The following is a 25,412-nucleotide window of genomic DNA, read 5'->3' as shown; positions in this document are numbered from 1 at the left end:
CTGCGAGGAAACGCGTCAGCGCGTCCTGCGGAAGGTCAAATTGATCCGCTTCCGACCGAGCAGCGCGTGCTCGGCGTCGGCGAGCGGCGCGACGCCGTGATAGGCGAGCCGCGACGGGCCGCCCCAGACCACGACGTCGCCATGCACGAGCCGGAAACGCCGCGGCTTGTCGCTGCGGGCGAGGCCGCCGAACAGGAAGATCGCGGGCAGCCCGAGCGAGACGGAGACGATCGGCGCCGAATAATCCAGCTCGTCCTTGTCCTGATGCAGCGACAGGCGCGTGCCGGGCTCGTAGCGGTTGACGAGGCACGCATCGGGCGCGAACTCTTTGAAGCCGCCCTGCTCCGCCGCGCGGCGGGCGAGATCGCGCAGCACCAGCGGCATTTCGGGCCAGGGCGCGCCGGTGCGCGGATCGATGGGATCGTAGCGATAGCCGGTGTGATCGGTGATCCAGCCGCGCTCGCCGCAATTGGTCATCGCCACCGACATCAAATGGCCACCCGGCGTGGTCATGCGACGGAACGGCGATTGCGCCACGATTGCGCGCACCGCGTCGATCAGCTCGCTCTCGATCGGCTTGACGAATCCGCGCAGCAGCAACGCGCCGTCAGCGATCTCCTCGCGCGACGGCTGCGCCTCGGCGACGCTATCGAACAGGTCTGCCGTCAATCGCAGCGCTCATTTGGCATCATGGAAGATCACACCCAACGTGTGGCGCTGGCCGGACCTGATCCGGCTGACGCCATGGCGCAGATTAACGCGGTAGGTGCCGCGTGTCCCCTGCACCGGGCGATGATGCACAGCGAAGGCGACCGCATCGCCTTGCGCCAGCGGCACCACTTCGGCGCGCGACTGCATGCGCGGGCGCTGCTCGGTCAGCACGAACTCGCCGCCGGTGAAGTCGCGGCCGGGCTCGGAGAGCAGGATCGCGACCTGGAGCGGGAAGACGTGCTCGCCATAGAGGTCCTGATGCAGGCAATTGTAGTCGCCGGCTTCGTACTGCAACAGCAGCGGCGTTGGCCGTTCCTGCCCCGCCTCGTGACAGCGCTTCAGGAAGGCGGCATGCGCAATGGGATAGCGGATGTCGATGCCCATCGCCTCGTTCCAGCGGTTGGCGACGGCTTGCAGATGCGCATAGAGCGCCGGGCGCAGCTGCGCGATCAAGTCGGGCAACGGATAGGCGAAATATTTGTATTCGCCGCGGCCGAAGCCGTGACGGCCCATGACGATACGGCTGCGGAAGTTGGCGTCATCGGGATAGAGCGCGGCGACGGCGCGGCATTGGTCGGGCGTCAGCAGGCTCTTGAGGACGGCGCAGCCCTGGGTGTCGAGCTCGGCCGTGATCTGCGGCCAGTCGAGGGCGTCGACATGGGTTGCGAGGTCGGGAACGGAAGGTTGGGCTGATTTTCGTGCGGTCAGTGTCATAGCAATCACCCTCGCAGTCCGAGGTTCACTCCGCCACCCGATTTCCGATGACGCCTCCCCGTCATTGCGAGCGCAGCGAAGCAATCCAGAGTGCCACCGCGGAAACACCCCGGATTGCTTCGTCGCAAGGGCTCCTCGCAATGACGCGGAGAGATCTCGTAGGGTGGGCAAAGGCGCTCTTGCGCCGTGCCCACGTCTTCGCAAGAAGTGGGCACGCTTCCGCCGTCGCTCGTCGAGCTATGGCGGACAAGTCGCTTTGCCCACCCTACGGAACCGTCGCTTATGAACCAACTATCCCCCGGGGGCGTGGAAACACCTAGCCCCGCACCGGCAGCGTCACCACGTCGTAGCCGTGCCTGATCGTGCGCTTCAGCACGGGATCTTCCAGCTCGAACTCGAATCGGTCGGCGGGGCGGATGCCGCCTTTGGCGGCGAAGGTGCCGCCGAACATGGCGCAGCCGTCGGGCAGCTTTCCGCCCGGAAAGCCGCGCGCGATGAGGTCAGCAACCGGCAGCATCGCGTCGAGCGTGCCCTCCTGATAGAGCACGCGCTCGCCCTTGATGGTGGCGTAGGAGCGCAGGGTCATCTTGTCCCAATGGCCGATGACGTCTTCCAGCTCCCACAGCGTCGAGGCGATCGGCTTGTCGCACATCTGCTTGGACACGGTGACGCTATAGGCCTCGACCTTGCGGTCGGTGTGGTCGGAGCCGCAGCCGACGAAGACGCGGCCCTGCCAGCCGATCAGCACGAACTCGACCTCGCCGGAGGAATCACCACCAGTGCATTCGATGCTGTCTTCCTCGGTCAGCCGCCGCACCGAGGCGCGGTAGTAGATCGGCGTCGAGGCCGGCGGGGCAATGCCCATCTCCTGCAGCTCTTTGATGTGTTTGTCGCGCGCGACGGGATCGCGGCCGGTCCAGCCGGCGATGACCAACTGGTCGATCGGCAGCGTCAGCGGCGTGGTGGTCCCCTGGGCGTCGACGGTGAAAGTGAGGTCAAACACGAATGACGGCCTCCATGCCGGCAGCAAGTTCGAAGATACGGCGGTCCGATCCGCCCGCGCCCGCCAACATCAGGCCGACGGGAACGTCGCCCTGGCGATGCGCGGGCAGCGAGATGGCGCAGCCGTCGATCATGTTGATCAGGCTGCAATTGCGCAGTGCGCGGATGTTCTCGCGCGTGAATGCCTTGTCGTCGGCAAGGTCGGCGATCTTCGGCGGCGTGTTGGGCGTGGTCGGCAGCACCAGCGCGTCATAGGGCGCGATGCGCGCATTGACGCGGGCGATCAGCGAGCGGCGCTCGTTGAGGAGATCGATGTAATCGGCCGCGCTCTGCGCCTCGCCGCGCATGATCCGCACGGCAACGCGGGGATCGTAGACATCGCCCTTCGCGCTGATGAGATAGCGATGCCAGGCATAGCTCTCGGACGCCGCAAAGCCGCCCTTGGCATTCATCGGGCCGATGTCGTGGAATTCAGCCATCTCGATGCGCTCGATGATGGCGCCGTGATCGGCGAGCGATTTCAGCGCGCGCTCGAAGGTCTCAGCTACCTCTGCGTCGAGATCGTCGAGCGCGATCGTGGTCGGCACCGCCAGCCGCATGCCCCTCACGGGCCGCGGCTTGAGCGCCGTGACCGGCTCATTCGCGAGCACGGCATCGAGAATGGCACAGCAGCTGACCGATCGCGCCAAGGGCCCGATACTGTCGAGCGAGAATGACAGCGGCACCGAGCCGTCGAGCGGCACGCGCCGCTGGGTCGGCTTGTAGCCGACGATGCCGTTGAAAGCCGCCGGAATCCGGCAGGAGCCGCCGGTGTCGGTGCCGAGCGCGCCATGCGCCATGCCGTCGAGCACGGAGACCGCTGCGCCGGAGGAGGAGCCGCCGGGCACGTGGCCCTCGGCCCGGTTCCAGGCGCCCTTCGGCGTGCCGTAATGCGGATTGATGCCAATGCCGGAATAGGCGAACTCGGTCATGTTGGTGCGCCCGATCACGACGAAACCGGCCATGCGCAGCCGCGCAACCGCCGCCGCATCGTGCTCCGCCGGATCGGAATCGTCGAGCGCACGGGAGCCGGCGCGCGTGGTCTGCCCCTTGATGTCGAACAGATCCTTGATCGAGATCGGGATGCCGGCATAGCGCGACGGCGCGGCCTTGACCTTGCGCAGGGCATCCATGGCGTCGGCGGTCGTCAGTGCCGCATCCTTGTCGACATGGATGAAGGCGCGCTGGCCTTCGCCTGAGGGATCGGCGATCCTGGCGATACAGGCCTCGACCAGCTTGCGGGCGGTGGTGCGGCCGCTTTCGAGGTCCTCGGCGAGCTTCGCCAGTGTCGGAAATTCGGGCATGTCTGTCTCACGGAATATTGTCGCGGGCAATCTATAGCGCTGACTCAGTTCGACACAAGCATTGTACGCATGATGGCATGCATGCGTATTGCTGGACCGTTGACGCACCATGGTCGATTGTCGCATCAAGATCGAAACGGGCAGGCGTGAAGCCTGTCTCTGGGAGGAGCCGCCGAGATGGCCGAACCGCAGCGTGCGCGACCGAAACCGACGCCGGAGACCCAGCATTTCTGGGACGGCACGAAGGCCGGCGAACTACGCCTGCAGCGCTGCGACGCCTGCGCGCATGTCTACTTCCCGCCGCGCCCGTTCTGCCCGTCCTGCGCCTCGCGCAAGGTCAGCATCTTCAAGGCGAGCGGCAAGGGTTTTCTCTACAGCTACGTGATCAACCACCGCCCCGCCGCGCCCGGCTTCACGCCGCCTTATGCGATCGCGGTGGTCGAGCTCGACGAGGGGCCGCGCATGATGAGCAACATCATCGACTGCCCGCAGACGCCCGAGGCGCTCGAGCTCGACATGAAGCTCGAGGTCGCCTTCCAGGCGCTCGACGACAACATCACCCTTCCCGTCTTCCGTCCGGCGAAGAGGTAAGCCATGCGCAGCAATCAAATTGCCGTCGTCGGCGCGGCCGAGACCACCGAGCTCGGCGTCATTCCCAACGCCTCGCAGCTCCAGCTTCACGCCGATGCCGCGCTCAACGCCATCGCCGATGCCGGGCTGAAGCTGTCCGACATCGACGGCTTCGCCACTGCCGTCGAAACGCCGCAGCAGGTCTGCCACTATCTCGGCATCAAGCCGACCTGGGTGGACGGCACCTCGGTCGGCGGCTGCTCCTTCATGCTGCACGTCCGCCATGCGGCAGCCGCGATCGAGGCCGGCCTGTGCAAGACTGTGCTGATCACCCATGCCGAGAGCGGCAAGTCGATGATCGGCAAGCAGCCGCGCTCGACGCCGGCGGATAGCCTCAACGGCCAGTTCGAGGCGCCCTATGGCGTCTACGGTCCGCCCAGCATGTTTCCGATCCCCGTGCTGCGCTTCATGAAGACCTACGGCATCACGCACGAGCAGCTCGCTTCGGTGGCCGTCGTGCAGCGCGAATGGGCGGCGAAGAATCCGCGCGCGATGATGAAGGACCCGATCACGGTCGCCGACGTGCTCAACTCGCGCATGATCGCCTATCCGTTCCGCCTCTTGCAGTGCTGCCTCGTCACCGACGGCGGCGGCGCGCTGATCCTGACCTCGGCCGACCGCGCCAGGGACTTTCCACGCAAGCCCGTCTACATCATGGGCACCGGCGAGAGCGTGGAGACGCCGATGGTCAGCCAGATGGAGACGTTCAACTCCTCGCGCGCGTTCAAGACCGCCGGGCCGCTGGCCTTCAAGGAGGCCGGCATTGCGCACGGGGACGTCGATCACCTCATGATCTACGATGCGTTCGCGCATCTGCCGCTGTTCGGTCTCGGCGACCTCGGCTTCATGCCGTATGAGGAGACCGGACAATTCATCGCGGACGGCAACACGCGGCCTGGGGCTAAGCTGCCGCTCAACACCAATGGCGGCGGACTCTCCTACATGCATTCGGGCATGTACGGCATGTACGCGCTGCAGGAGAGCGTGCGCCAGATGCGCGGCATCGCGCCGGCGCAGGTGCCGAACGCCAAGATTTCGGTGTGCCACGGCGTCGGCGGCATGTTCGCCGCGAGCGGCACGATCGTGTTTACGAACGAGAGGTAATTCACATGAGCAAATCACTGCAAGACAAGGTCATCATCGTCACCGGCGCAGGCCGCGGCATCGGGCGGGAGATCGCGCTGCTCTGTGCGGCGGAAGGCGCCAAGGTCGTGGTCAACGATCCCGGCGGCGCCTCCGACGGCGCAGGCGCGAACGCTGCGCCGGCCGAGGAAGTGGTCGAGGAGATCAAGAAGCGCGGCGGCACCGCGGTCGCCAATTTCGAGTCGGTCGCCGAAGCGATCCCCGCCAGCAAGATCGTGAAGACCGCGACCGATCATTTCGGCCGGCTCGACGGCGTCGTCAACAATGCCGGCATCCTGCGCGACATGATCTTCCACAAGATGAGCGTGGAGGCGTTCGAGGCCGTCATCAAGGTGCACCTGATGGGCTCGTTCTACGTCAGCCACGCCGCCGCGCGCATCTTCCGCGAGCAGGAGAGTGGCTCCTTCGTGCACTTCACCTCGACCTCCGGCCTGATCGGCAATTTCGGCCAGGCCAACTACGCTGCCGCCAAGCTCGGCATCGTCGGGCTCTCCAAATCGATCGCGCTCGACATGGGCCGGTTCAACGTCCGCTCCAACTGCGTCTCGCCGTTCGCCTGGACCCGCATGATCGGGACCATCCCGACCGAGACGGAAGCCGAGAAGGCGCGCGTCGAGAAGATCAAGCAGATGGGGCCGGAGAAGATCGCCCCGCTCTGCGGCTATCTGCTCGGCGATTCCGCCAAGGACGTCACCGGGCAGATTTTCGGCGTGCGCATGAACGAGATCTTCCTGTTCAGCCAGAACCGCCCGATCCGCTCGGTGCAGCGGAGCGAGGGCTGGACGCCGGAGTCGATCGCGGAACACGGCATGCCGGCGCTGAAGGGCTCGTTCTACAAGCTCGACCGCTCGGCCGACATCTTCACCTGGGATCCCGTCTAAGCCGCATTTCCGGCATCCCTGCCCTGCGAACTCTGGTTGTCTCCGCCAGAGATCGCCCCGCTTTACGCCCGAATGCGGGCGAATGGTGGCCTCCCAACGAAACTTTGGGAGGAAACCATGACAAGAATACTGACCAACTCCGACGCCACGACTGCAAGCGAGCGTGACGGTCTCGGCCGCCGCACGCTCCTCAAGGGTGCGGCGACCGTCGCGGCATCGGCCCTGCTCGCCTCGCGAGCCGACGCCCGCGACTTCGGCGCCAATGCCGAGCCGCAGCGCTATCCCGACCCCGACATCCTCGTCATCGACCCCAAGCGCTTCAAGGCCAGGGTCGGCAACACTGCGATCAAGCGGCTCTACACCGGCTGCCTGTGGGCGGAAGGGCCGGCGTGGAATGCGCAGGGACAATATCTCGTCTGGAGCGACATCCCGGCCAATCGACAGCTTCGCTACCTCGACGATGACGGCCACATCTCCGAGCAATTCCACAAGCCGTCGAATGAGGCCAACGGCAACTCGTTCGACACCGAGGGACGCCAGCTCAGCGCCGAGCGCACGCGCCTTGTCCGCTACGAGCATGACGGCTCGATCACGACGCTGGCCGAGCAGGCCAATGGCAAGCCGCTCAACGGCCCGAACGACATGGTGGTGCATCCCAACGACAAGGCGATCTGGTTCACCGATCCCGGCTATGGCGCGATCAGCATCTACGAGGGCAAGCTCGCCAATACCGGCTCGCTGCAGCCGCACCAGAAGGAAGCGGTCTATCGCCTGGACACCCAGACCGGGCAGGTCGCGAAGGTCGCGGACGAGCCGTTCAAGCCCAATGGCATCGCCTTCAGCCACGACTACAAGAAGCTCTATGTCTGCGACACCGGCATCACGCATTATCCGCAGGCCGAGAACGTGGTGTGGTCCTATGACATCGACGGAGCCAAGCTGTCGAACCCGAAGAAGCTGATCGACATGAAGCTCGAGGGCAAGTCGGGCTTCCCCGACGGATTGCGCGTCGACACCGAGGGCAACATCTGGGTCGGCGCCGGCTGGGTCGGGCCCGGCTATGACGGCGTGCAGGTGTTCGCGCCGACCGACGGCGCGCGGATCGGGCAGATCCTGTTGCCCGAGACCTGCGCCAATGTGTGCTTCGGCGGCAAGAAGCGCAACCGCCTGTTCATGACCGCGAGCCAGTCGCTCTATGCGGTCTACGTGGAGACGCAAGGCGCGCATTTCTGTTGAGTGCGGTGAGTGGCGAATGGCGAGTAGGGTTCATTCGCCACTCGCTACTCGCCATTCGCCCCTACCCCGTATTCCGCAACCCCGCCGAAATCCCGTTGATCGTCAGCTGAATCCCGCGCAGCACCTGCTCGTCCGGGTTCTGGGCGCGGTGCTCCTTCAACAGCTCGACCTGCACGTGGTTGAGCGGATCGAGATAGGGGAAGCGGTGACGCACCGAGCGCTCCAGCAGCGGGTTGCCCTGCAGCAGCCGGTCCTGGCCCATGATGTCGAGCAGCGTCTCGATGCAGGAATGCCATTCGCGGCGGATGCGCCCGAAGATCTTTTCGCGCAGCGCTTCGTCGGGCACCAGCTCGGCATAGCGCGAGGCGATCGCGATCGAGCTTTTCGCCAGCACCATGTCCATGTTCGACAAGAGCATGCGGAAGAACGGCCATTCCTGGTAGAGCTCTTTCAGGAACGGCATGCCCTGTTGCGGATGCTCCGCGATCCACTGCTCGACCGCGCTGCCGAAACCGTACCAACCCGGCAGCATCAGGCGGCATTGCGCCCAGGAGAACACCCAGGGAATCGCGCGCAGATCCTCGATCGCGCGGGTCTTCTTGCGCGAGGCCGGCCGGCTGCCGATGTTCAGCGTCGCGATCTCGTTGATGACGGTCGATGACCAGAAATAATCGACGAAGCCGTCGGTCTCGTAGACGAGGCCGCGATAAGCCTTGAATGCGAGATTCGAAAGCTCGTCCATCGCGGTGAGGTATTCGCGGCGCGGCGCGCTCTGGCGCGGCTGCAACAGGCTCGCCTCCAACGTCGCAGCCGCGAGGATCTCCAGATTGTTGCGGCCGACTTCCGCGTTGGAATATTTCGACGAGATGATCTCGCCCTGCTCGGTGATGCGGATCTGCCCGTTCACCGCGCCGCCGGGCTGGGCGATGATGGCGTCATAGCTCGGCCCGCCGCCGCGCCCCACAGAGCCGCCGCGGCCGTGGAACAGGCGTAAGCGCACGCCGTGGCGCTCGAACACCTCGACGAGACCGATCTCGGCCTTGTAGAGCTCCCAGCCCGAGGTGACGAAGCCGCCATCCTTGTTCGAGTCGGAATAGCCGAGCATGACCTCCTGCACGCTGCCGCGGCTGTCGACCAGGCGGCGGTAATCGTGCAGCGACAGCATGCGGTCCATGATGCCGCTTGAGGCCTGCAGATCCTCGATGGTCTCGAACAGCGGCACGATGTTGATGGCGCTGCGCCCGGAGGGATGGACGAGACCGACCTCTTTCAGCAGCACCGCGACCTCGAGCATGTCGGACATGCCCTTGCACATCGAGATGATGCATTGGGGAATGGCGTCCGAGCCGAACTTCGCATGCGCTTCAGCCGCGGCATGGAACACGTTGAGCTCGCCCATGGTCTCGTCGCTGTATTTGACGAAGGGCGAGACCAGCGCGCGCGTCGAGCGCAATTCGTTGGTGAGCAGCGAGATGCGGGCGTCCTCGCCGAGCGCGAGATAGGACATGCCGGGATTGGCGGCATCCATCAGCTCGGCGATGGTGCGCTCGTGCACCGCCGAATTCTGGCGGATGTCGAGCCGGGCGAGGTGAAAGCCGAAACAGTCCACCGCACGCCGCAAGAGCCGCAGCCGGCCGCGGGCGATGACGCGGGCGTTGTTGGAGATCAGCGAGCGGTGCAACACGTCGAGATCGGCCTGCAGCTCCCTGACGCTCTCGTAGGGCTTGCCCTTGCCGACCGGCCGGCGCGTGATCTCGACCTCGAGCTTTTCGGCCGTCGCGGTCAGGCGCGCATAGATGCCTGAGACCGCGAGGCGATAGGGCTCGCCGCTCCGGTGCGGCGAGGTGTCCGGCGAGCGCTCCGCCAGGTTACGCAGCTCCTCGGAAACGTCGGCCAGATGCGCCGCGATCGACAATTCCGAGCCGAGCACGTGCAGCTCGTTCAGATAGAACTGCATGACGCGGCTCGACTGCAGCCGCAGCGTGCCGCGCATGACGTCGGCGGTGACGAAGGGATTGCCGTCGCGGTCGCCGCCGATCCAGCTGCCCATGCGCAGGAACGAGGCGAGCTCGGAGGCCGCCTGTTCGCCGCCCTCCTCTAGCCGGTCCTCCAGCGCGTTGACCAGGCGCGGCACCTCGCGCAGGAAGGTGTAATCGTAGAACGACAGGCCGTTGGAGACCTCGTCCAACACCGTCAGCTTGGTCCGGCGCAACAGGTTGGTCTGCCATAGCGTCAGCACCTCGCGGCGAAGCTGCTCGTCGCTGACCTCAGCCTCCTCCGGCGTGAGCGCGACGCGCTCGCGGCGGTCGAGCAGCGCGGCGACCTCCATTTCGCGGTCCATCGTGCTCTTGCGGCGGACCTCGGTCGGGTGCGCGGTCAGCACGGGGCTGACGAGAGCTTCCTTGAAGAACTTCCGCAGTTCCGCTGCGCTCACGCCCGCGCCCTTGGCATTCGCCAGCGTGCCCGCGAGCACCCCTGCCCCGCCGCTCCGCGAGGCGCTGCGCGCGCGCATCTGGCGGATGTTGTTGTGGTCCTCGGCGATGTTGGCAAGGTGGGAGAAATAGCTGAAGGCGCGCACGATCCGCAGGGTGTCCGGGATCGACATGCCGTCCAGGATCTGCTCGAGTTCGCGGCGGGCGAGCCGGTCCTCGTCGCGGTGGAACCGGATCGAGGTCTGCCGGATGCGCTCGACCAGGTCGAACACATCGGCGCCCTCCTGGTCGCGCACGGTGTCGCCGAGAATGCGCCCGAGCAGGCGGATGTCGTCCCGCAGCCGCGCCTCCGCTTCCGTGGCCTGAACGTCCTCGGGACGGTTGGGGCGCTGCTCAGCGGCCTCGGATGGTACAGTCTGGAGGGACATGGCTCGCTCCTTGGTTCGAGCTCGCTTGGATGCCCGGCACAACCGAGTGTGCGATATTTTTCTACCGCAGCGCAAGGTGAACTTGGGGGCGGTGCACACTGCCGCCGCTGTGTCCCGGACGCGCTGCAACGCCTCAAGCACTGCGCTGCGTCCGGGGCACGAGAGCTGCAATCTCATCGACAAACATGCCTTCGCGATCTCGCGGCGTGTTGCGCCCGAGCTTTGCTGTCCGTTTCGCCCTCATCAGGAAAAAGGGCGCAGGGAAGGCCGGGCGCCGGCTGGCACCCAAGGTCCGCACGCGACAAGACGCACGCGGGGTGACCACAGGTGTTGCCGGGCTCCCGGCCTTCCCTGCGCAATGGTTTTACGGCTTATGGCGTGCTCTCCCCGGGGAGCGATGCACTATTGCCCCCGTCGCCTTGCGGCTGATCGATGCGCGCGCCCGGTCGGGCCGCTTCACCACCGCAAGCCTTGACGCACAGACCCCGGGCGTCAGGACCACACGCTTTTGCCGTCCGCGGACGTTTCCCCCCGGACAGTCGGAAGCTCGCGCGTGCTCGCCCCCAATGCCGAAAAGAAACGCTGTGACCGCGCCGTGTCGTACCGCGGATCGCGACGACTCACGAGCCTCGCCCGCCCTGCCATCCCGTCACGCGCCGGCGCTGCCGCGTCCATCGCATCCCGGCCTACGTATCGTGACGATCGCGAAACGTCCCTTTGACGGGCCGGGATGGAATGCGGTTTACCCGAAACCTCAAATTCGGTCAATCAGAATATTTTGTAGCTCCGTCCCTTGACCTGCATCTGGCGTGTTTTGCCCGTCGGGTGACGCGAGGGATGGTGTGCGCAGCATCACCTGGCCGCGTCCCGCAGCACCGGAGATATGTTCATTGACCGCAATGAACAGGCTCCAGCCAGCAAGTGGAGCTTAGATGAAACCGGCCTCATCGAGTTTGGGGTCCGCTCCGCTCTGCTGAGCTGCGGCCAGAAAGCAAGATGACAACTTGCGGCAATGGTGGCAGAATGGTGACAGACGTGGTTTGAAAATTTGGCGACCAAGAACAACGAAGAGAATAGTTCGCCGCGATCACGTTGTCCAAGGGAGGAGATGGCTCATGAAACGCTTGTTTCTGGGGTTGATCGCCGTTGCCCTGATCGCTTCGGCGTTTTTCGGATCCACCACAACAGTCATGGCGCAGACGAAGGTGTTGAAGATGCAGGCCACATGGCCGGCGTCGCTCACGCTCTACGACAACTTCACCTATTTCGCCGACCGGGTGAACAAGCTGTCGGCCGGCGCGCTGAAGATCGAGGCGATGCCCGCCGGCCAGGTCGTGCCGGCGTTCGAGGTGCTGGACGCAACCCACAAGAAGGTGCTCGACGGAGCGCATGCGTGGGCCGGCTACTGGACCGGCAAGAGCAAGACCGCGATCCTGTTCACCGGCGGTCCCGGCGGTACTTTCGGCATGGACTTCATCGACGTGTTGGGTTGGCTCTATCACGGCGGCGGCCTCGAGCTTTACAACGAATTTTATCAGAAGGAGCTCAAGCTCAATCTCGTCGTGTTTCCAATCCTGCCTGCAGGGCCGCAGGCGTTCGGCTGGTTCAAGAAGCCGATTCAGACGGTCGAGGACATGAAGGGCATGAAATGCCGCCAGACCGGAATGGCCGGCGAAGTGTGGCAGGCGCTCGGCTTCACGGTGGTCAACATGCCCGGCGGAGAGATCATTCCCTCTGCGCAACGCGGCGTGATCGATTGCGCTGAATGGGTCGGCGGCATCGAGGATCTGCAACTCGGCTTCCACAACGTCTGGAAGTATCACTATTCCCCCGGCTTGCATGAGAACGTGACGGTCGGCGAAATCGTCATCAACGGCGATGTGTGGAAGGAGCTCAGCCCGCAACATCAGGAGATAATCAAGTCGGCGGCCAACGAGACATTCCTCGTCTGGTGGACCAAGTGGCAGCGCCAGAACGCCGATGCGCTGATTGAGATGCAGCAGAAGCACGGCGTACAGATCCTGCGCACGCCGACGGAGATCCTGCTGGCCTTCATCAAGAAGTGGGACGAGATCGCGGCGGCCGAGGGCGCCAGGAACCCGTTCTTCAAGAAGGTGCACGACTCGCAGAAGGCTTATGCCAGCGCTGTGGTGCCGTACAAGAGGTCCTATTTCCCGCCATACTCCTTCATGGCGAACTACTACTTCCCGCTCGAGAAATAAGACTTCCTCCGAGGGCGGCCGATGTGGCCGCCCTCGATGCGCACGCGGGCGGCCTGCTTTGCGCCGCACGAACGATCGGCGAAAGGGGCGAGGCATGGCCGAGATAACAGGCAGGCAGCCGCCGGCGCTACTGGCCATCATTAGGATGATCGACGGCTTTACGGACCGGACCGGCACGATCATCTCGTGGCTCTCGGTGCCGCTGGTTCTCGCCGTCGCCTACGAGGTTGGAGCGCGTTACCTGTTCAACGCGCCGACCATATGGGCCTACGACGCAACCTACATGCTGTACGGCTCGCTCTTCATGCTTGGCGCCGCTTACGCCCTGCACAAGGGTGCTCATATCCGTACCGACTTCTTCTGGGAGAAGTTCTCGATCCGTAGGAAGGGCTGGATCGATACGATCTCCTATGTCGTCTTCTTCTTCCCGAGCCTGATCATGCTGTTCCTGATCAGCTGGAACGAATTTTACTACGCCTGGCTGATCAACGAGACTTCGGACCAGACACCGTGGCGGCCCGTGCTGTGGCCGTTCAAATTCGTCGTTCCGTTCGCCTGCCTCCTGCTGCTGGTCCAGGGCGTGTCCGAGTTGATCAAGAGCATCTACATGGCACGCACCGGTGTCGAACTCGAGCACAAGGAGAAAGTCGAGATATGACTGCAGAAGCGCTCATCGGCCTCATCATGCTGCTGGTGCTGCTTGGCGCGATCTTCATCGGTGTGCCGATCTCGTTCACGTTGCTGTTTCTCGCCTTCTCGTTCGGATACTGGGGCATGGGCGGGACGGTCTTCGAGCTTGGTTACTTCCAGACCATCGGCATGATGAAGGAAGAACTCCTCGCCGCCGTACCGCTGTTCATCTTCATGGGCTTCATCACCGAGCAGGCCGGACTCATGGAGCGTCTTTTTACGGCGTTCCGCATGCTGCTTGCGCCGGTGCGCGGCGCACTCTTCCTCGTCGTCATCCTGACCTCGACCGTGTTCGCGATGGCGACAGGTATCGTTGGCGCAGCCGTCACCGTTCTTGGCATCATGGCCTCGCCGATCATGACGAAGGCGGGCTATGATGCCAAGCTTTCAGCGGGCACCATCACGGCGGGCGGCACGCTTGGTATTCTCATCCCCCCGTCGGTCATGCTGATCGTGATGGGGCCGGTGCTCGGGGTTTCGGTCGCCGATCTGTATGCTGCAGCCTTCGGACCGGGCTTTCTGCTGGCCGGCGTCTACATCGCCTATCTGATGGGCCGCTCCTTCCTTAATCCCAAGCTCGGGCCGCCGGTGCCAAAGGACGAGCGGATCCACTCCGCTGGACACATTGCGCGCGAGGTGGTCATCGGCACGCTGCCGCTGCTCGGGCTCATCACGGCGACGCTCGGCTCGATCATCGGGGGGCTTGCGACGCCGACGGAGGCCGCCGGCATCGGCAGCGTCGGCGCGCTGCTCCTCGCCATCGCATATGGCAGGTTCTCGTTCAGCGGACTGCAGCGCGCTATGACCTCGACGATGGCGACGTCGAGCATGGTCCTGCTGCTGGCCGTCACGTCGAACATCTTCGGTGCAGTGTTCGCCCGCCTCGGCTCGGCGAACTGGATCACCGAGACCATGCTCGGCCTCCAGTTGCCGCCGAGCCTCATGCTGATTGTCGTGCTCTTTCTCATTTTCCTGCTGGGGTGGCCGTTTGAGTGGCCGGCCATCATCCTGGTGTTTCTGCCGATCTTCTATCCCGTCGTGAAAGGCATGGGCATCGACCTCATATGGTTCGGAGCGTTGGTTGCGGTGGTGCTGCAGACTGCCTTCCTATCGCCGCCGGTCGCCATGTCAGCGTACTATCTCAAGCAGGTGGTCAAGGGCTGGAGTCTGGCGACGATCTACGCTGGCATGTTCCAGTTCATGATGCTGCAGGTGATCTGCGTTGGCCTGATGATTGCCTTCCCGGGCATTGCGACCTGGTTCCCACACACGCTGCACGAAGCATCTCGCAGCCAGGTGATCCCCGAGGAGTACAGAAAAATCCTGGAGCAGCAGAAACAAGCACCGTCCCTGGAAGACGAGGACTGGTTGACACCAAAAAAGAAGTAGCCCGCGCGATTGCGTGCGCTGCTCGATGCGAGCAATTCGCGCCCGCTAGAGCCCGGGAAGCAGACCTCAAGGCAGGCGACCCACCGCTTCGCCGATGGACCAACTACCTCGCAACGATCAAAGCGGACCTTGCTAATGCTTCGTCATGAAGGAGAGCACTGCGTCATCGGCGGACGGTTTGATGGGTTTCGCTGGCGCTCCACCCATCCTACGAGCTAAGCGATAAACAGGAGTAGTCTCGGCTTTATGGGCAGGCGGAATAAGCACGAATGTTTGCGGCGGTCGCGATCTTTGTTCTGCTGGTTGTCTTGTTGGCACCATCATGGGTGGTGCTTTATCTTCGTCGGATGACCTTTGGGAAAGCGCTGGAAGCAGCGTGGCGAGTTTGGATCGCGCAAGTGATTACATCTATCGCCCTCACCGTTCTTGCCGACCGACATGGTTTCCTGAATCCAGCTGGCTACACGCTTGGAATATGTCTCTCGGTTGGATTTGCAGGCGCCCTCTTCCTCCGATTGAAAATCGAATAGGCGACTCTCGCTTCGGGTCATCAGTGCGTAGGATGGGCCGAGCCCTTGCGAAAGCCATCACTTTGTCAGCAACGGGCACATTGACGAGTTTCGCTGGCGCTCTACCGTCCTATGAGCTGGCCGCAACCGCTGGTTATTCGCCTTTCGACCGGCGCGCCGGCTTCATGTCCGTCTTGGCAAAGTCGGCGCCCTTGTAGAGCAGCGGCTCACGATGGGCCTTCGCGCTGGCGTATATCAGACAATCTCCCAGATTGAGCCGCGCCGGATGCCCCCGTCCCTTGCCATATCGCGCAAACGCCGCCACGGCCTCACGCCCAATGGCATCGGTGATATCCACGACGCCGATGCCGCGCTCTTCAAGCAGACGATCGAATGCCGCGTCGACCTCGACCGGTGCGATATCGAGCCTGGTCGAGACGGTCATCACGGTTTCGAGGCGGGCGATGCCGCATGTGTAACAATGTCTGGCCGCCTCGATCGCATTCGAGAAATCACGCGCCTCCGGCTCGTTCGTCAGAATGGCCACGAAGACCGACGAATCGACGAACATCCTAATGTCCCCACATCTCGTCGATGTCGTCCTTGGTCATCTCGCGCGGGTTAGGACCGGCCTTGGCGGCGAGGTCCCCAGCAATCGCAGCATAGCGATCGGCCAGGCGAGCAGTGTCGCGCTCACGCTTCACCTCGTTCTCGAGGGCCGTAATGACCGCCTCCGTCATCGTGCTCCCCCTCAGCTTTGCGAGCTTCCGGGCAAGCTGAGCTGCGCGAGGATCGCGAACACTGAATGTTGACATGACTGGCGCCCAGAATAGTTGTATGGACAATATAATGCATCTGTATGGACAAGCAAGAGGTGATGGCCGGGCGGAGGGCGTTAGCGCGTAGGATGGGTTGAGCTCTTGCGAAACCCATCAATTTCGTGATCGGCGGAGAGAATGATGGGTTCGCTGCGCTCTACCCATCCTACGCCCTGTCAGGCTCGAACAGGTTGCCCGATTCCAAGCAGGTTGCCTTCGCTGTCGCGGAACCATGCGCCTCTCTCGCCGACGCCCTTGCTTGCATAATTCCCGGCGATGTCGGCGATCCCGTTCACGGTCTTCAGGCCCGGCAGGTCGTATTCCTCGAACTTGACTCCGCGCGCGCGAAGCTCCCGCACCGTTGCCTCGATGTCCTCGACTTCCCAGCCATCTGCGTATGCGTGCCGGATTGCACGCCGGCCGAGATGAAAATTGCAAACTCGCCATTCGCGCAGACGTAGCGCAGTCCACCCTCGCGCTGCTCGACCGGGTCGAGCCCGAGTTTCTCGGAATAGAACGTCCGCGCCCGGTCCAGATCCTTGGCTGGAAGACGGGTGGCCACCTTCGCTTTCCCTAGCATCCTTCTCTCCTTTTGAGGTCGATAAGGGTGGAGGACGTCGTGCCCTTCAGCGCGCGTAGGATGGGTTGAGCCTTTGCAAAAACCATCTGCTTCGTCAGTGGGGCTTTGATGGGTTTCGCTTCGCTCTACCCATCCTACGAACTAAGCCAGCAATTGTCCGTTCTCGCCTTGAATGCAGTCCCTTGCTCCGCGCTCAGCTGGGGCAGCTTCGGGCCGGGACCGGAAATGCTCCGCGTCTACTCAATGATGCGATCGGCCCGCGCCAAGACACTGTCCGGAATCGTAACGCCAAGCGCTGCGGCCGTTTTCAGATTGACGCCAAGCTCGAAAACCACCGGCTGTTCGACTGGGTAATCGGCCGGGTTGGCCCCTTTGAAGATCCGGTCGACGTACTGCGCCACCTTCACGTAGATCTCCTCGATCTTGGGATGGTAACTCGCCAGCGCGCCCAGAGGCATGAATGGGCCCGATTGGTAGACTGCCGGCAGTTTTATCTTCGCAGCCAAGCCTGGAATGGTTGGTCGCGTGACATCCCCGAGCACCAAGAGGGCCTCGCAGCTTTCCTGCTTCATTGTCTCAAAAGCCGCCTCAAGATCGTCGGGCGTCGGAGCAGCCACCTGAACCGCCGATAGTCCCAGAGTATTGGCGGCAATTTTGGCCAATTGGTACTGTTCAGGATGCGTCGGATTGTTGGAAGTCAACACGGCAATGCGCTTAGCCGATGGAACGATCGTGTGGAGGAGTTCGACGGCCTTGCCGACTGAATCACCCATCATGTTAGCCATGCCGGTAATATTTGCGCCCGGATGGGAGAAGCTCTTGATGAAGCCCGATCCAATGGGGTCCGTCGCTGGGGCCATGATAATCGGTATGGTCGCCGTTGCGCGTTGAGCTGCGGCAATGGCCGGAGTCGTGATGGCAACGATGACGTCGGGATTTAGACCAATCAACTCGGTCAAGAACGCAGGCAAACGTTCAAGCTTTCCCTCTGCGCTCCGATCGTCGATGACGAGATTCTGACCTTCGAGATAGCCAAGTCGCTTCATCTCCGCGCGAAAAACATCGAATACCGCATGATCAGCCGGGTTCGCGAGAGAGCCTGGATAGAGATAAGCGACACGCCAAATTTTTTTCTTGGTCTGGCCCGTTGCCAGAGCGGGCCAGATCAAAACCGTACTGCCCAACATTCGAATGAAGTTGCGCCGCAGCATATACCGGCTCCCCGAAGACGACGAAACGATCACGCAAGCTGCGCCAATCTTTGTCGCAAGAAATGGCCTTGTACAGAGGGCTCTTACGGGTTCGGACGATGGGCAGTGGCACCTGCACCTCCAAAGTCACCGCTGGGCCCCAAGCGCCAATTAGGATCAAGCGCATAGGCTGGTTGAGCCCTTGCGAAACCCATCTGCTTCGTCAGTGGGGCTTGATGGGTTTCGCTTCGCTCTACCCATCCTACGAACTACGAACGACGACTTCGAGCCTCAAGCCGGCACGATCACCTTGCCGATCGGCCAGAGCGCGATGCCCGCGAGCTTGAGATGCGCCCAGGCGAAGGGAAGGCCGATGATGGTCACGGCAAGCACCACCGCCGTCACGAGGTGGCCAAGCGCCAGCCACCAGCCGGCCAGCACGAACCAGATGATGTTGCCGATCAGCCCGAGCGGACCGGTGCCGATATCACTCATCCCCGTGACGTCGTAGCGGTTCACCGCCCGCGAGCCGAACGGCAGCAGCGTGTAGACGGCGATGTTGAACGCCGCCCGCGCCCAGGGCAGGCCGATGATGGTGACGGCCATGATGACCGCAGCAATCAGCCAGCCGAACGCCATCCAGGCGCCGCCGATGAGGATCCAGAGGATGTTGAGAATGATGGATACGGGAGCCATGGGATGATCCGGAAGTCAGTGACCCCGTTCATATAGGCACGAAATCTGTCTCTGCGAAGGCGGCTTAGGGTGGGCAAAGGCGCTTTGCGCCGTACCCACGATCTGTCTTCGTAAGCGAAATTTGGTGGGCACGCTTCGCTTTGCCCACCCTACGGCACTGTCAGATTTTGCGCCCGGCCTGCTCCCAATAGGGGTCGCGCAGACGGCGCTTGAAGGTCTTGCCGGAATCTTCTCGCGGCAACCCGCCGCGGATTTCGATGTGCTTGGGCACCTTGTAGTCGGCCAGATGCGCCTTGAGCGCGGCGCGGACGTCGGCGGCCTCGAGCGCGACGCCTGCTTGCGGCTCGACCACCGCCATCAGCGCCTCGCCGAACTCGGCGTCGGGGATGCCGAACACCGCGCAATCATGCACGCCGGGCAGCGCGTGCAGCACCGCTTCGATCTCGGCCGGATAGATGTTGACGCCGCCCGAGATCACCATGTCGCGCTTGCGGTCGCAGATGAAGACGTAGCCCTCCTCGTCGATATAACCGACATCGCCGGAGGTGATGAAGCCGTCGCGGTCGATCTCGGCGCGCTTCTCCGGCTTGTTGTGGTAGGTGAAATCGGCAAGCTCCGCCATGCGGGAATAGATCTCGCCGATCTCACCGGCCGGCAGCACGCGGCCATCTTCACTGAGGAAGCGCAGCTCGGCGCCGGGCGAAATCTTGCCGACGGTGCCCGGCTTTCTCAGCGCATCCTCCGAGGTCGCGAAGGTGACGGCGCTGGATTCGGTCGAGCCGTAGAATTCATAGATCACCGGCCCCCACCATTCGATCATGGCGCGCTTGACATCCGCAGGGCATGGCGCGGCGGCGTGGATGACGTGGCGGAGCGAGGAAACGTCATACTTCCTGCGCACCTCTTCCGGCAGCTTCATCAGGCGTATGAACATGGTCGGCACCATGAAGATGGTGTCGATTTTGTAGCGCTCGATCGCTTGCAGGAATTCTTCGGTCTCGAAGCGCGGCATCAGCACCAGCGCGCCGCCGAGCTTGCCGGCGCGGATGCCGAACGAGTTCGGCGCGGAATGATAGAGCGGGCCCGGCAATAGCGCGCGGGCGCCGGGCTTGAGCCCATAGATCATCGCGCGCATGCGCTCGCCGGCCGCCTGCTGCTCCGGCGTCGGCGCGTTGCGGCGGACGCCCTTGGGATGGCCTGTCGTCCCCGAGGTGTAGATCATGTTCATCGGCTGCGGCACGACCGGACCGTCATAGGGCTGGTGCTGCGCGAGCCAGGATTCGAAATCGATCGCGAAGTCTGGCGCCTTCAGATGATCGGGATCAATCCTGTAGTTGGACAGGATCTCCGGCGGCGTCGGCACGCTCAGCACGGTGACGCCTTCCGGAATCGCATCGCGCAGGGCGTGCAGCATGTCGGCGTGTCCGATCAGCACGGACGTGCCGGTATCCTCAAGGATGTAGCTGGTCTCCTCCGGCTTGAAATGCCAGTTGATGGGCACACCATAGGCACCGAGGCGCATTGCGGCGTAGGCCGCCTCCAGAAAGGCGATGTCGTTGCGCATCAGCATGCAGACGCAATCGCCCGGCTTGACGCCGAGCCTGGCGAGGCCGGAGGCGATGCGGTCGGCGCGGGCTGCGACCTCAGTGTGGATGCGGCGGCGGTCGCCGGAGACGATGCCGAGGAAGTCAGACGTTTCGCTCATTGTTGTTTTTCTTTTTGGTGGGGTTGACCCTCATGGTGAGGAGGCGCGAAGCGTCGTCTCGAACCATGAGAGCCCGTGGCCTATCCCTCGAGACGCCGCTACGCGGCTCCTCGGGATGAGGACCGTGTTAATCCACAAATTTCGCCGCGCGCTTTTCCAGATTGGCGCGCACAGCTTCGGTCTGATTGGCGCTACCGATCAGCTTCTGCTGCTCGACCGATTCCGCGAGCAGCGCCGGACCCGGATCGACCGAGAGATTGTTGAGCAGGCGTTTCGCCGCGCGGATCGCATCGGGGCTCTTGCCGGCGATCTCGCGCGCGACTTCCAGCGCCGCGGCACGCGGGTCGTCGCAGATGCGCGTGGCGAGGCCGTAACTCATCGCCTCCTGCGCGGAGAAGATGCGGCCGGTGTAAGTGAGATCACGCAAGATATCGTCGCGCACGAGCGAAGCCAGGATCGGCGTGCCCGCCATGTCAGGGACGAGGCCCCATTTGATCTCCATCACCGACATCCGCGCATCGGGAGAGAGAAACCGCATGTCGGCGCCGAGCGAGAGCTGGAAACCGCCGCCGAAGGCAACGCCGTGCACCGCCGCGATGACAGGCACCGGCAGCTGACGCCAGCCCCACACCGCCTGTTGCGGAAAATTGGCCTGGCCGTGCGTCCGCTTGGTGAGGTCGCGATTTTCGCCACCCGGAATTCCGTTGCCACCCTTCTCCTTCATGGCGGCAAAACGCCCCATGTCGAGCCCGGCGCAGAAGGCGCGCCCCTCGCCGGACAGCACGACGACGCGCACGCCTTTTTCCTTCGAAAGCCGGTCGGTTGCGGCGACAAGAGCCTCGAACATGGCCTGATCGAGCGCATTCATCTTGTCCGCACGCACCAGGCGCACGTCGGCGACGCCTTCCGAGATCGAGATCGAGACGCGCTCTTCCATGGACGAATTCTCCCCTAAGTTCTTGCCTGTTCTTGTTCAGTGCCGCTTTACAGGACGCCGGCGGCCGGATTTAGTCAATCGACCAATTAACTGACAATCCGTACGGGAGAAACAGCGATGTTCAAGGAAAATCTTCTGGCCGGACGGCGCATCCTGGTGACCGGCGGCGGCACCGGCCTCGGCAAATCGATGGCGGCGCGCTTCCTCCAGCTCGGCGCCGAAGTGCACATCTGCGGCCGCCGCAAGATCGTGTGCGACGAAACCGCGACCGAGCTGATGGCCGAGTATGGCGGCCGCGTCACCAGCCACGGCGTCGACATCCGCAACGCGCTCGCGGTCGAGGAGATGGTGGAGACCATCTTCCGCGACGCGCCGCTGACCGATCTCATCAACAACGCCGCCGGCAATTTCATCTCGCGCAGCGAGGAGCTGTCGCCGCGCGGCTTCGATGCCGTCGCCAACATCGTCATGCACGGCACGTTCTACGTGACCCAGGCGATCGGCAAGCGCTGGATCGCGCTGAAGCAGCCCGGCAACGTGGTGTCGATCACCACGACCTGGGTGCGCAACGGCTCGCCTTACGTCGTGCCGTCCGCGATGAGCAAGTCGGCGATCCACGCCATGACCATGTCGCTCGCGGCCGAATGGGGCCGCTACGGCATCCGCCTCAACACCATCGCGCCCGGCGAAATCCCGACCGAAGGCATGAGCAAGCGCATCAAGCCCGGCGACGAGGCCGGCGCACGCACCAAGGCGATGAACCCGATGGGCCGCGTCGGCACCATGGAGGAATTGCAGAACCTTGCGGTGTTCCTGATCTCCGGCGGCTGCGACTGGATCAGCGGCGAGACCATCGCGATGGACGGTGCGCAGGCCCTCGCCATGGGCGGCAATTTCTACCAGCTCCGCGACTGGAGCGACAACGACTGGAAGACCGCGCGCGAGAGCATCATGGCGCAGAACGAGAAGGACCGGGCGAAGCGGGGATAGCACTCTCTCGTGCCCCGGACGCTGCGCAGCGCGTCCGGAACACGAAACTGCGGCTGCCCTCCCCATCTTGTCTTCACCCGCGGATGACGCCACACTCCCAGGCATAAAAACAAGACGCCACGGGAGAAACATGTCCACACAGCCATTGGCAACTCTCGCCGAGATGGTGCGCGAGCGCGCGAAGAGCCGCGGCGATGCCATCGCGTATGAGTTCGAGGGCCGCCTTACCAGCTTTGCCCAATTCGACATCGAAACCAACAAGGTCGCCAATGAGCTTCTCGCAATGGGCGTGAAGAAAGGCGACCGCATCGCCTACCTCGGCAAGAACAGCGATATCTATTTCGAGCTGCTGATGGGCGCCATGAAGGCCGGCGTGGTGATGGCGCCGGTGAACTGGCGGCTGGCCGGGCCCGAGGTTGCGTTCATCGTGGAAGATTGCAAGGCGCCGGTGCTGTTTGTGGGACCGGAGTTCATCGCACAAGTCCGACAGATCAAGGCCCAGCTGCCAAGCCTGCGCACGATCATCACCACCGAGGGCGGCGCGCCGGAATGGCAGGATTTTTCGGCCTGGCGCGACGCGCAGAGCGGCGACGATCCGAAGGTGCCGATCGCTAGCCGCGACATCGCGATCCAGCTCTACACATCCGGCACCACGGGCAAGCCGAAGGGTGCGATGCTGTCGCATGCCAACTTCCTCAATTTGGTGCAGTCAGGCAATGCCGAGGACAAGCCGGAGTGGAACCGGTGGTCGACCGACGATGTGTCGCTGGTGGCCATGCCGGTCTTCCATATCGGCGGCTCGGGCTGGGGCGTGATCGGGCTCTATCACGGCGCCCGCGGCGTGATCGCCCGCGAGTTCGATCCGACCAAGGTGCTGGATTTCTTCGAGCAGTCGGGGATCACAAAGCTGTTCATGGTGCCGGCGGCGATGCAATTCGTGGTGCGGCAGCCGCGCGCGAAGACGGTCGATTTCTCGCGGCTGAAATACATGCTGTACGGCGCCTCGCCGATTCCGGCCGCGCTGCTGAAGGAGTGCATCGAAGTCTTCAAATGCGGCTTCGTGCAGCTCTACGGGATGACCGAGACCACCGGCACCATCGTCGCGCTGCCGCCGGAGGACCACGTCGAGGGGCTGGAGCGGATGCGCTCGGCGGGCAAAGCGCTGCCGGGCATCGAACTCGCGATTCTGGACGCCAACGGCAAGAAGCTGCCGCCGCGGCAGGTCGGCGAGATCGCGACGCGCTCGGGCTCCAACATGGCGGGCTACTGGAATTTGCCGGAGGCGACCGCCGCGACGCTGCGCAGCGACGGCTGGCTGCGCACCGGTGATGCCGGCTACATGGACGAGGACGGCTACCTCTACATCCACGACCGCATCAAGGACATGATCATCTCCGGCGGCGAGAACATCTACCCCGCCGAGGTCGAGAGCGCGCTGTGCGATCACCCTGATGTCGCGGAAGCTGCCGTGATCGGCGTGCCCGATGACAAATGGGGCGAGGCGGTGAAGGCCGTCGTGGTGATGAAGCCGGGCAAGGAAGCGAGCGCCACCGACATCATCAACTTCACCCGGACGCGCATCGCCGGCTACAAGACGCCGAAGAGCGTGGAGTTTTTGCCGGCGCTGCCGAGGAATCCGAGCGGCAAGATTTTGCGGCGGCAGCTGCGGGAGCCGTATTGGGTCGGGAAGGACCGACGGGTGAATTGATCCGCGGTGCCGTAGGGTGGGCAAAGGCGCTCTTGCGCCGTGCCCACGATCTCGTTCCGTATTCCAAAAGATCGTGGGCACGCTCCGCTTTGCCCACCCTACGATAGCGGTGCGAGCCTCAATGCTTTCCCGGCCCCATATAGCCGAACAGAAACCCCGCCACCTTGCGCATCTGAATCTCCTCACTGCCTTCGGTGATGCGGTAGCGGCGGTGGTGGCGATAGATGTGCTCGAACGGCTTGTGGCGTGAGTAGCCCATGCCGCCATGGACCTGCATGGCGCGGTCGGCGGATTCGCAGCACAGGCGGTTTGCCCAGTAATTGCACATCGAGACGCGGTCGGAGAGCGTGCGCTCGATCTGCTCCTCGGTGAGCTGGTCCATCTCCCAGGCGGTCTTGCGGATCAAGAGGCGCAGCATTTCGGCCTGCGTGGCGAGCTCGACCAGCGGGAACTGGATCGCCTGGTTCTCGGCAAGCGCCCTGCCGAACGGTTTTCGCTCGCGCGCGTACTTCACGCTCTCGTTGATGCAGTAGACGGCCGCGCCGAGCGAGCTCGCCGCCTGCCGGATGCGGTTCTGGTGCACGAAGCATTGCGCCAGCGACAGGCCGCGGCCGACCTCGCCGAACAGCGCATCCTCGGGCACGAACACGTCCGTGAAGCTCACGCGCGGATGGTCGGTCGGCATGTTGAAGGTCCACATGTATTCTTCGACCTTGACGCCGTGGCTCTTGGCCGGGACCAGGAAGCAGGTGATGCCGCGGGCATCGCCGTCATTGCCGCTCGTGCGGGCGAACAGCGCGCAATGGGTGGCGACATGCATGCCGGTGGTCCACATCTTCTCGCCGTTGATGATCCAGCCCTTGACGTTGTCTCTGACAGCGGGCACCGCGCGCGTCTCCATATGGGTCGCATCGGAGCCGTGATGCGGCTCGGTGAGGCCAAAGGTGATGCGGTACTTGCCCCTGATCGAGCCGTCGATCATCGCCTTCTGGTCGTCGCGGCCGTAGCGATCGAGCATGGTGACGACGGGGAAGTTGCCGACGATGGAGTGCTCGTTCTGGAGATCGTTGTGCAGGCCGAGACCCTTTGCGGCAAAGTGCTCGCGGATCACGGCCATCCAGAGGTTGGAGCCGTCCTTGCCGCCATATTGCTTCGGCACCGGGAAGCGCAGATGCCCGGCGGCATCGGCAAGATCCTTCGCCTTGCGCAGCAGCGCCTCCCATTCGTGCCGCGGCAGCCCGCCGTTCTCGAAATCGGTGCGCGCCCATTCGCGGCGATGATCGAAGAAGCGGATGTTGTCGTCGGCCTCTTCCAGCGGCTTGATCTCGCGTTCGATGAAACGGTCGAGCTCTCCGAGATAGGCGACGAGATCGGCAGGCAGTGAGAAATCCAAGGGTTCTCTCCCGGAATGATTTTGTTGTTTTGCGTTAAGGCGCTACGCGCACTTTTTCTTCGCAT

The 25,412-nt window shown here is 63.6% G+C and carries 23 protein-coding genes; 10 read left to right on the top strand and 13 right to left on the bottom strand.

Features of this window, described 5'->3' with window-relative positions; translation table 11 throughout:
- Positions 1–15: 15 nt before the first annotated feature.
- The 4 genes from alkB to IVA79_RS36530 all read right to left on the bottom strand — a co-directional run bounded on the left by alkB (position 16) and on the right by IVA79_RS36530 (position 3,770).
- Positions 16–669 (bottom strand): DNA oxidative demethylase AlkB, encoded by a 654-nt coding sequence (gene alkB / locus IVA79_RS36545; RefSeq protein ID WP_247562134.1) that lies wholly within the window; start codon positions 667–669, stop codon positions 16–18.
- Between the two features lie 9 nt (positions 670–678).
- The gene (locus IVA79_RS36540) at positions 679–1,425 is read right to left on the bottom strand and encodes a 2OG-Fe(II) oxygenase (protein ID WP_247562133.1); all 747 of its coding nucleotides are present in this window, start codon (positions 1,423–1,425) and stop codon (positions 679–681) included.
- Between the two features lie 316 nt (positions 1,426–1,741).
- The gene (locus IVA79_RS36535) at positions 1,742–2,428 is read right to left on the bottom strand and encodes a DUF2848 domain-containing protein (protein WP_247562132.1); all 687 of its coding nucleotides are present in this window, start codon (positions 2,426–2,428) and stop codon (positions 1,742–1,744) included.
- Positions 2,421–3,770 (bottom strand): amidase, encoded by a 1,350-nt coding sequence (locus IVA79_RS36530; protein WP_247562131.1) that lies wholly within the window; start codon positions 3,768–3,770, stop codon positions 2,421–2,423. The genes IVA79_RS36535 and IVA79_RS36530 overlap by 8 nt, the downstream gene beginning before the upstream one ends.
- A gap of 177 nt (positions 3,771–3,947) precedes the next feature.
- Here IVA79_RS36530 and IVA79_RS36525 point away from each other — a divergent pair, with 177 nt between their 5' ends.
- The 4 genes from IVA79_RS36525 (at position 3,948) to IVA79_RS36510 (ending at position 7,660) form a co-directional block, all read left to right on the top strand.
- Entirely contained in the window at positions 3,948–4,361 is a 414-nt protein-coding gene (locus IVA79_RS36525; protein WP_247562129.1) for a Zn-ribbon domain-containing OB-fold protein, read from the top strand.
- A gap of 3 nt (positions 4,362–4,364) precedes the next feature.
- Complete coding sequence (locus tag IVA79_RS36520; RefSeq protein ID WP_247562128.1) at positions 4,365–5,504, top strand: thiolase; 1,140 nt, start codon at positions 4,365–4,367, stop codon at positions 5,502–5,504.
- 5 nt (positions 5,505–5,509) lie between these two features.
- Entirely contained in the window at positions 5,510–6,424 is a 915-nt protein-coding gene (locus tag IVA79_RS36515; RefSeq protein ID WP_247562127.1) for an SDR family NAD(P)-dependent oxidoreductase, read from the top strand.
- 117 nt (positions 6,425–6,541) lie between these two features.
- Positions 6,542–7,660: an SMP-30/gluconolactonase/LRE family protein gene (locus tag IVA79_RS36510; protein WP_247562125.1), complete on the top strand. Its 1,119-nt coding sequence runs from the start codon at positions 6,542–6,544 to the stop codon at positions 7,658–7,660.
- 61 nt (positions 7,661–7,721) lie between these two features.
- Here the strand turns inward: IVA79_RS36510 and ppc are convergent, their stop codons facing one another.
- A complete protein-coding gene (ppc, locus tag IVA79_RS36505) occupies positions 7,722–10,520 on the bottom strand; it encodes a phosphoenolpyruvate carboxylase (protein ID WP_247562124.1) in 2,799 nt (932 codons plus the stop codon).
- Positions 10,521–11,635: 1,115 nt separating this feature from the next.
- On the opposite strand from ppc, the gene IVA79_RS36500 reads away from it, so the two are divergent.
- The 4 genes from IVA79_RS36500 to IVA79_RS36485 all read left to right on the top strand — a co-directional run bounded on the left by IVA79_RS36500 (position 11,636) and on the right by IVA79_RS36485 (position 15,351).
- Positions 11,636–12,742 carry a TRAP transporter substrate-binding protein gene (locus tag IVA79_RS36500; RefSeq protein WP_247562123.1) on the top strand — a complete coding sequence of 369 codons (1,107 nt, stop codon included), beginning with the start codon at positions 11,636–11,638 and terminating at the stop codon, positions 12,740–12,742.
- A 94-nt stretch (positions 12,743–12,836) separates the two neighbouring features.
- Positions 12,837–13,400, top strand: a complete 564-nt coding sequence (locus tag IVA79_RS36495; protein WP_157329025.1) for a TRAP transporter small permease subunit — start codon at positions 12,837–12,839, stop codon at positions 13,398–13,400.
- A 26-nt stretch (positions 13,401–13,426) separates the two neighbouring features.
- Positions 13,427–14,821 carry a TRAP transporter large permease subunit gene (locus IVA79_RS36490; protein WP_247562122.1) on the top strand — a complete coding sequence of 465 codons (1,395 nt, stop codon included), beginning with the start codon at positions 13,427–13,429 and terminating at the stop codon, positions 14,819–14,821.
- 269 nt (positions 14,822–15,090) lie between these two features.
- Positions 15,091–15,351 (top strand): hypothetical protein, encoded by a 261-nt coding sequence (locus IVA79_RS36485; RefSeq protein ID WP_247562121.1) that lies wholly within the window; start codon positions 15,091–15,093, stop codon positions 15,349–15,351.
- Positions 15,352–15,484: 133 nt separating this feature from the next.
- Here IVA79_RS36485 and IVA79_RS36480 read toward each other — a convergent pair whose 3' ends face one another.
- The 7 genes from IVA79_RS36480 to IVA79_RS36450 form a co-directional block, all read right to left on the bottom strand.
- The gene (locus IVA79_RS36480) at positions 15,485–15,901 is read right to left on the bottom strand and encodes a type II toxin-antitoxin system VapC family toxin (protein ID WP_247562120.1); all 417 of its coding nucleotides are present in this window, start codon (positions 15,899–15,901) and stop codon (positions 15,485–15,487) included.
- Position 15,902: 1 nt separating this feature from the next.
- Complete coding sequence (locus IVA79_RS36475) at positions 15,903–16,145, bottom strand: type II toxin-antitoxin system VapB family antitoxin (protein WP_247562119.1); 243 nt, start codon at positions 16,143–16,145, stop codon at positions 15,903–15,905.
- A 179-nt stretch (positions 16,146–16,324) separates the two neighbouring features.
- Positions 16,325–16,507, bottom strand: a complete 183-nt coding sequence (locus IVA79_RS36470; protein ID WP_247562117.1) for a hypothetical protein — start codon at positions 16,505–16,507, stop codon at positions 16,325–16,327.
- A 457-nt stretch (positions 16,508–16,964) separates the two neighbouring features.
- The gene (locus tag IVA79_RS36465) at positions 16,965–17,939 is read right to left on the bottom strand and encodes an ABC transporter substrate-binding protein (RefSeq protein ID WP_247562116.1); all 975 of its coding nucleotides are present in this window, start codon (positions 17,937–17,939) and stop codon (positions 16,965–16,967) included.
- 270 nt (positions 17,940–18,209) lie between these two features.
- Positions 18,210–18,614 carry a YccF domain-containing protein gene (locus tag IVA79_RS36460; protein ID WP_247562115.1) on the bottom strand — a complete coding sequence of 135 codons (405 nt, stop codon included), beginning with the start codon at positions 18,612–18,614 and terminating at the stop codon, positions 18,210–18,212.
- A 160-nt stretch (positions 18,615–18,774) separates the two neighbouring features.
- The gene (locus tag IVA79_RS36455; protein WP_247562114.1) at positions 18,775–20,319 is read right to left on the bottom strand and encodes an acyl-CoA synthetase; all 1,545 of its coding nucleotides are present in this window, start codon (positions 20,317–20,319) and stop codon (positions 18,775–18,777) included.
- Positions 20,320–20,446: 127 nt separating this feature from the next.
- Positions 20,447–21,256, bottom strand: coding sequence for a crotonase/enoyl-CoA hydratase family protein (locus tag IVA79_RS36450; protein ID WP_247562113.1), 810 nt, complete (start codon positions 21,254–21,256; stop codon positions 20,447–20,449).
- A gap of 117 nt (positions 21,257–21,373) precedes the next feature.
- On the opposite strand from IVA79_RS36450, the gene IVA79_RS36445 reads away from it, so the two are divergent.
- Entirely contained in the window at positions 21,374–22,246 is an 873-nt protein-coding gene (locus IVA79_RS36445) for an SDR family oxidoreductase (protein ID WP_247562111.1), read from the top strand.
- Positions 22,247–22,376: 130 nt separating this feature from the next.
- Positions 22,377–23,954: a fatty acid--CoA ligase gene (locus tag IVA79_RS36440; protein WP_247562110.1), complete on the top strand. Its 1,578-nt coding sequence runs from the start codon at positions 22,377–22,379 to the stop codon at positions 23,952–23,954.
- Between the two features lie 118 nt (positions 23,955–24,072).
- On the opposite strand, the gene IVA79_RS36435 is transcribed toward IVA79_RS36440, so the two are convergent.
- Positions 24,073–25,347 carry an acyl-CoA dehydrogenase family protein gene (locus tag IVA79_RS36435; RefSeq protein ID WP_247562109.1) on the bottom strand — a complete coding sequence of 425 codons (1,275 nt, stop codon included), beginning with the start codon at positions 25,345–25,347 and terminating at the stop codon, positions 24,073–24,075.
- Positions 25,348–25,412: the final 65 nt, after the last annotated feature.

This window comes from Bradyrhizobium sp. 138 (assembly GCF_023074075.1).
GTDB lineage: Bacteria > Pseudomonadota > Alphaproteobacteria > Rhizobiales > Xanthobacteraceae > Bradyrhizobium.
This window is presented reverse-complemented; position numbering and strand designations above follow the sequence as displayed.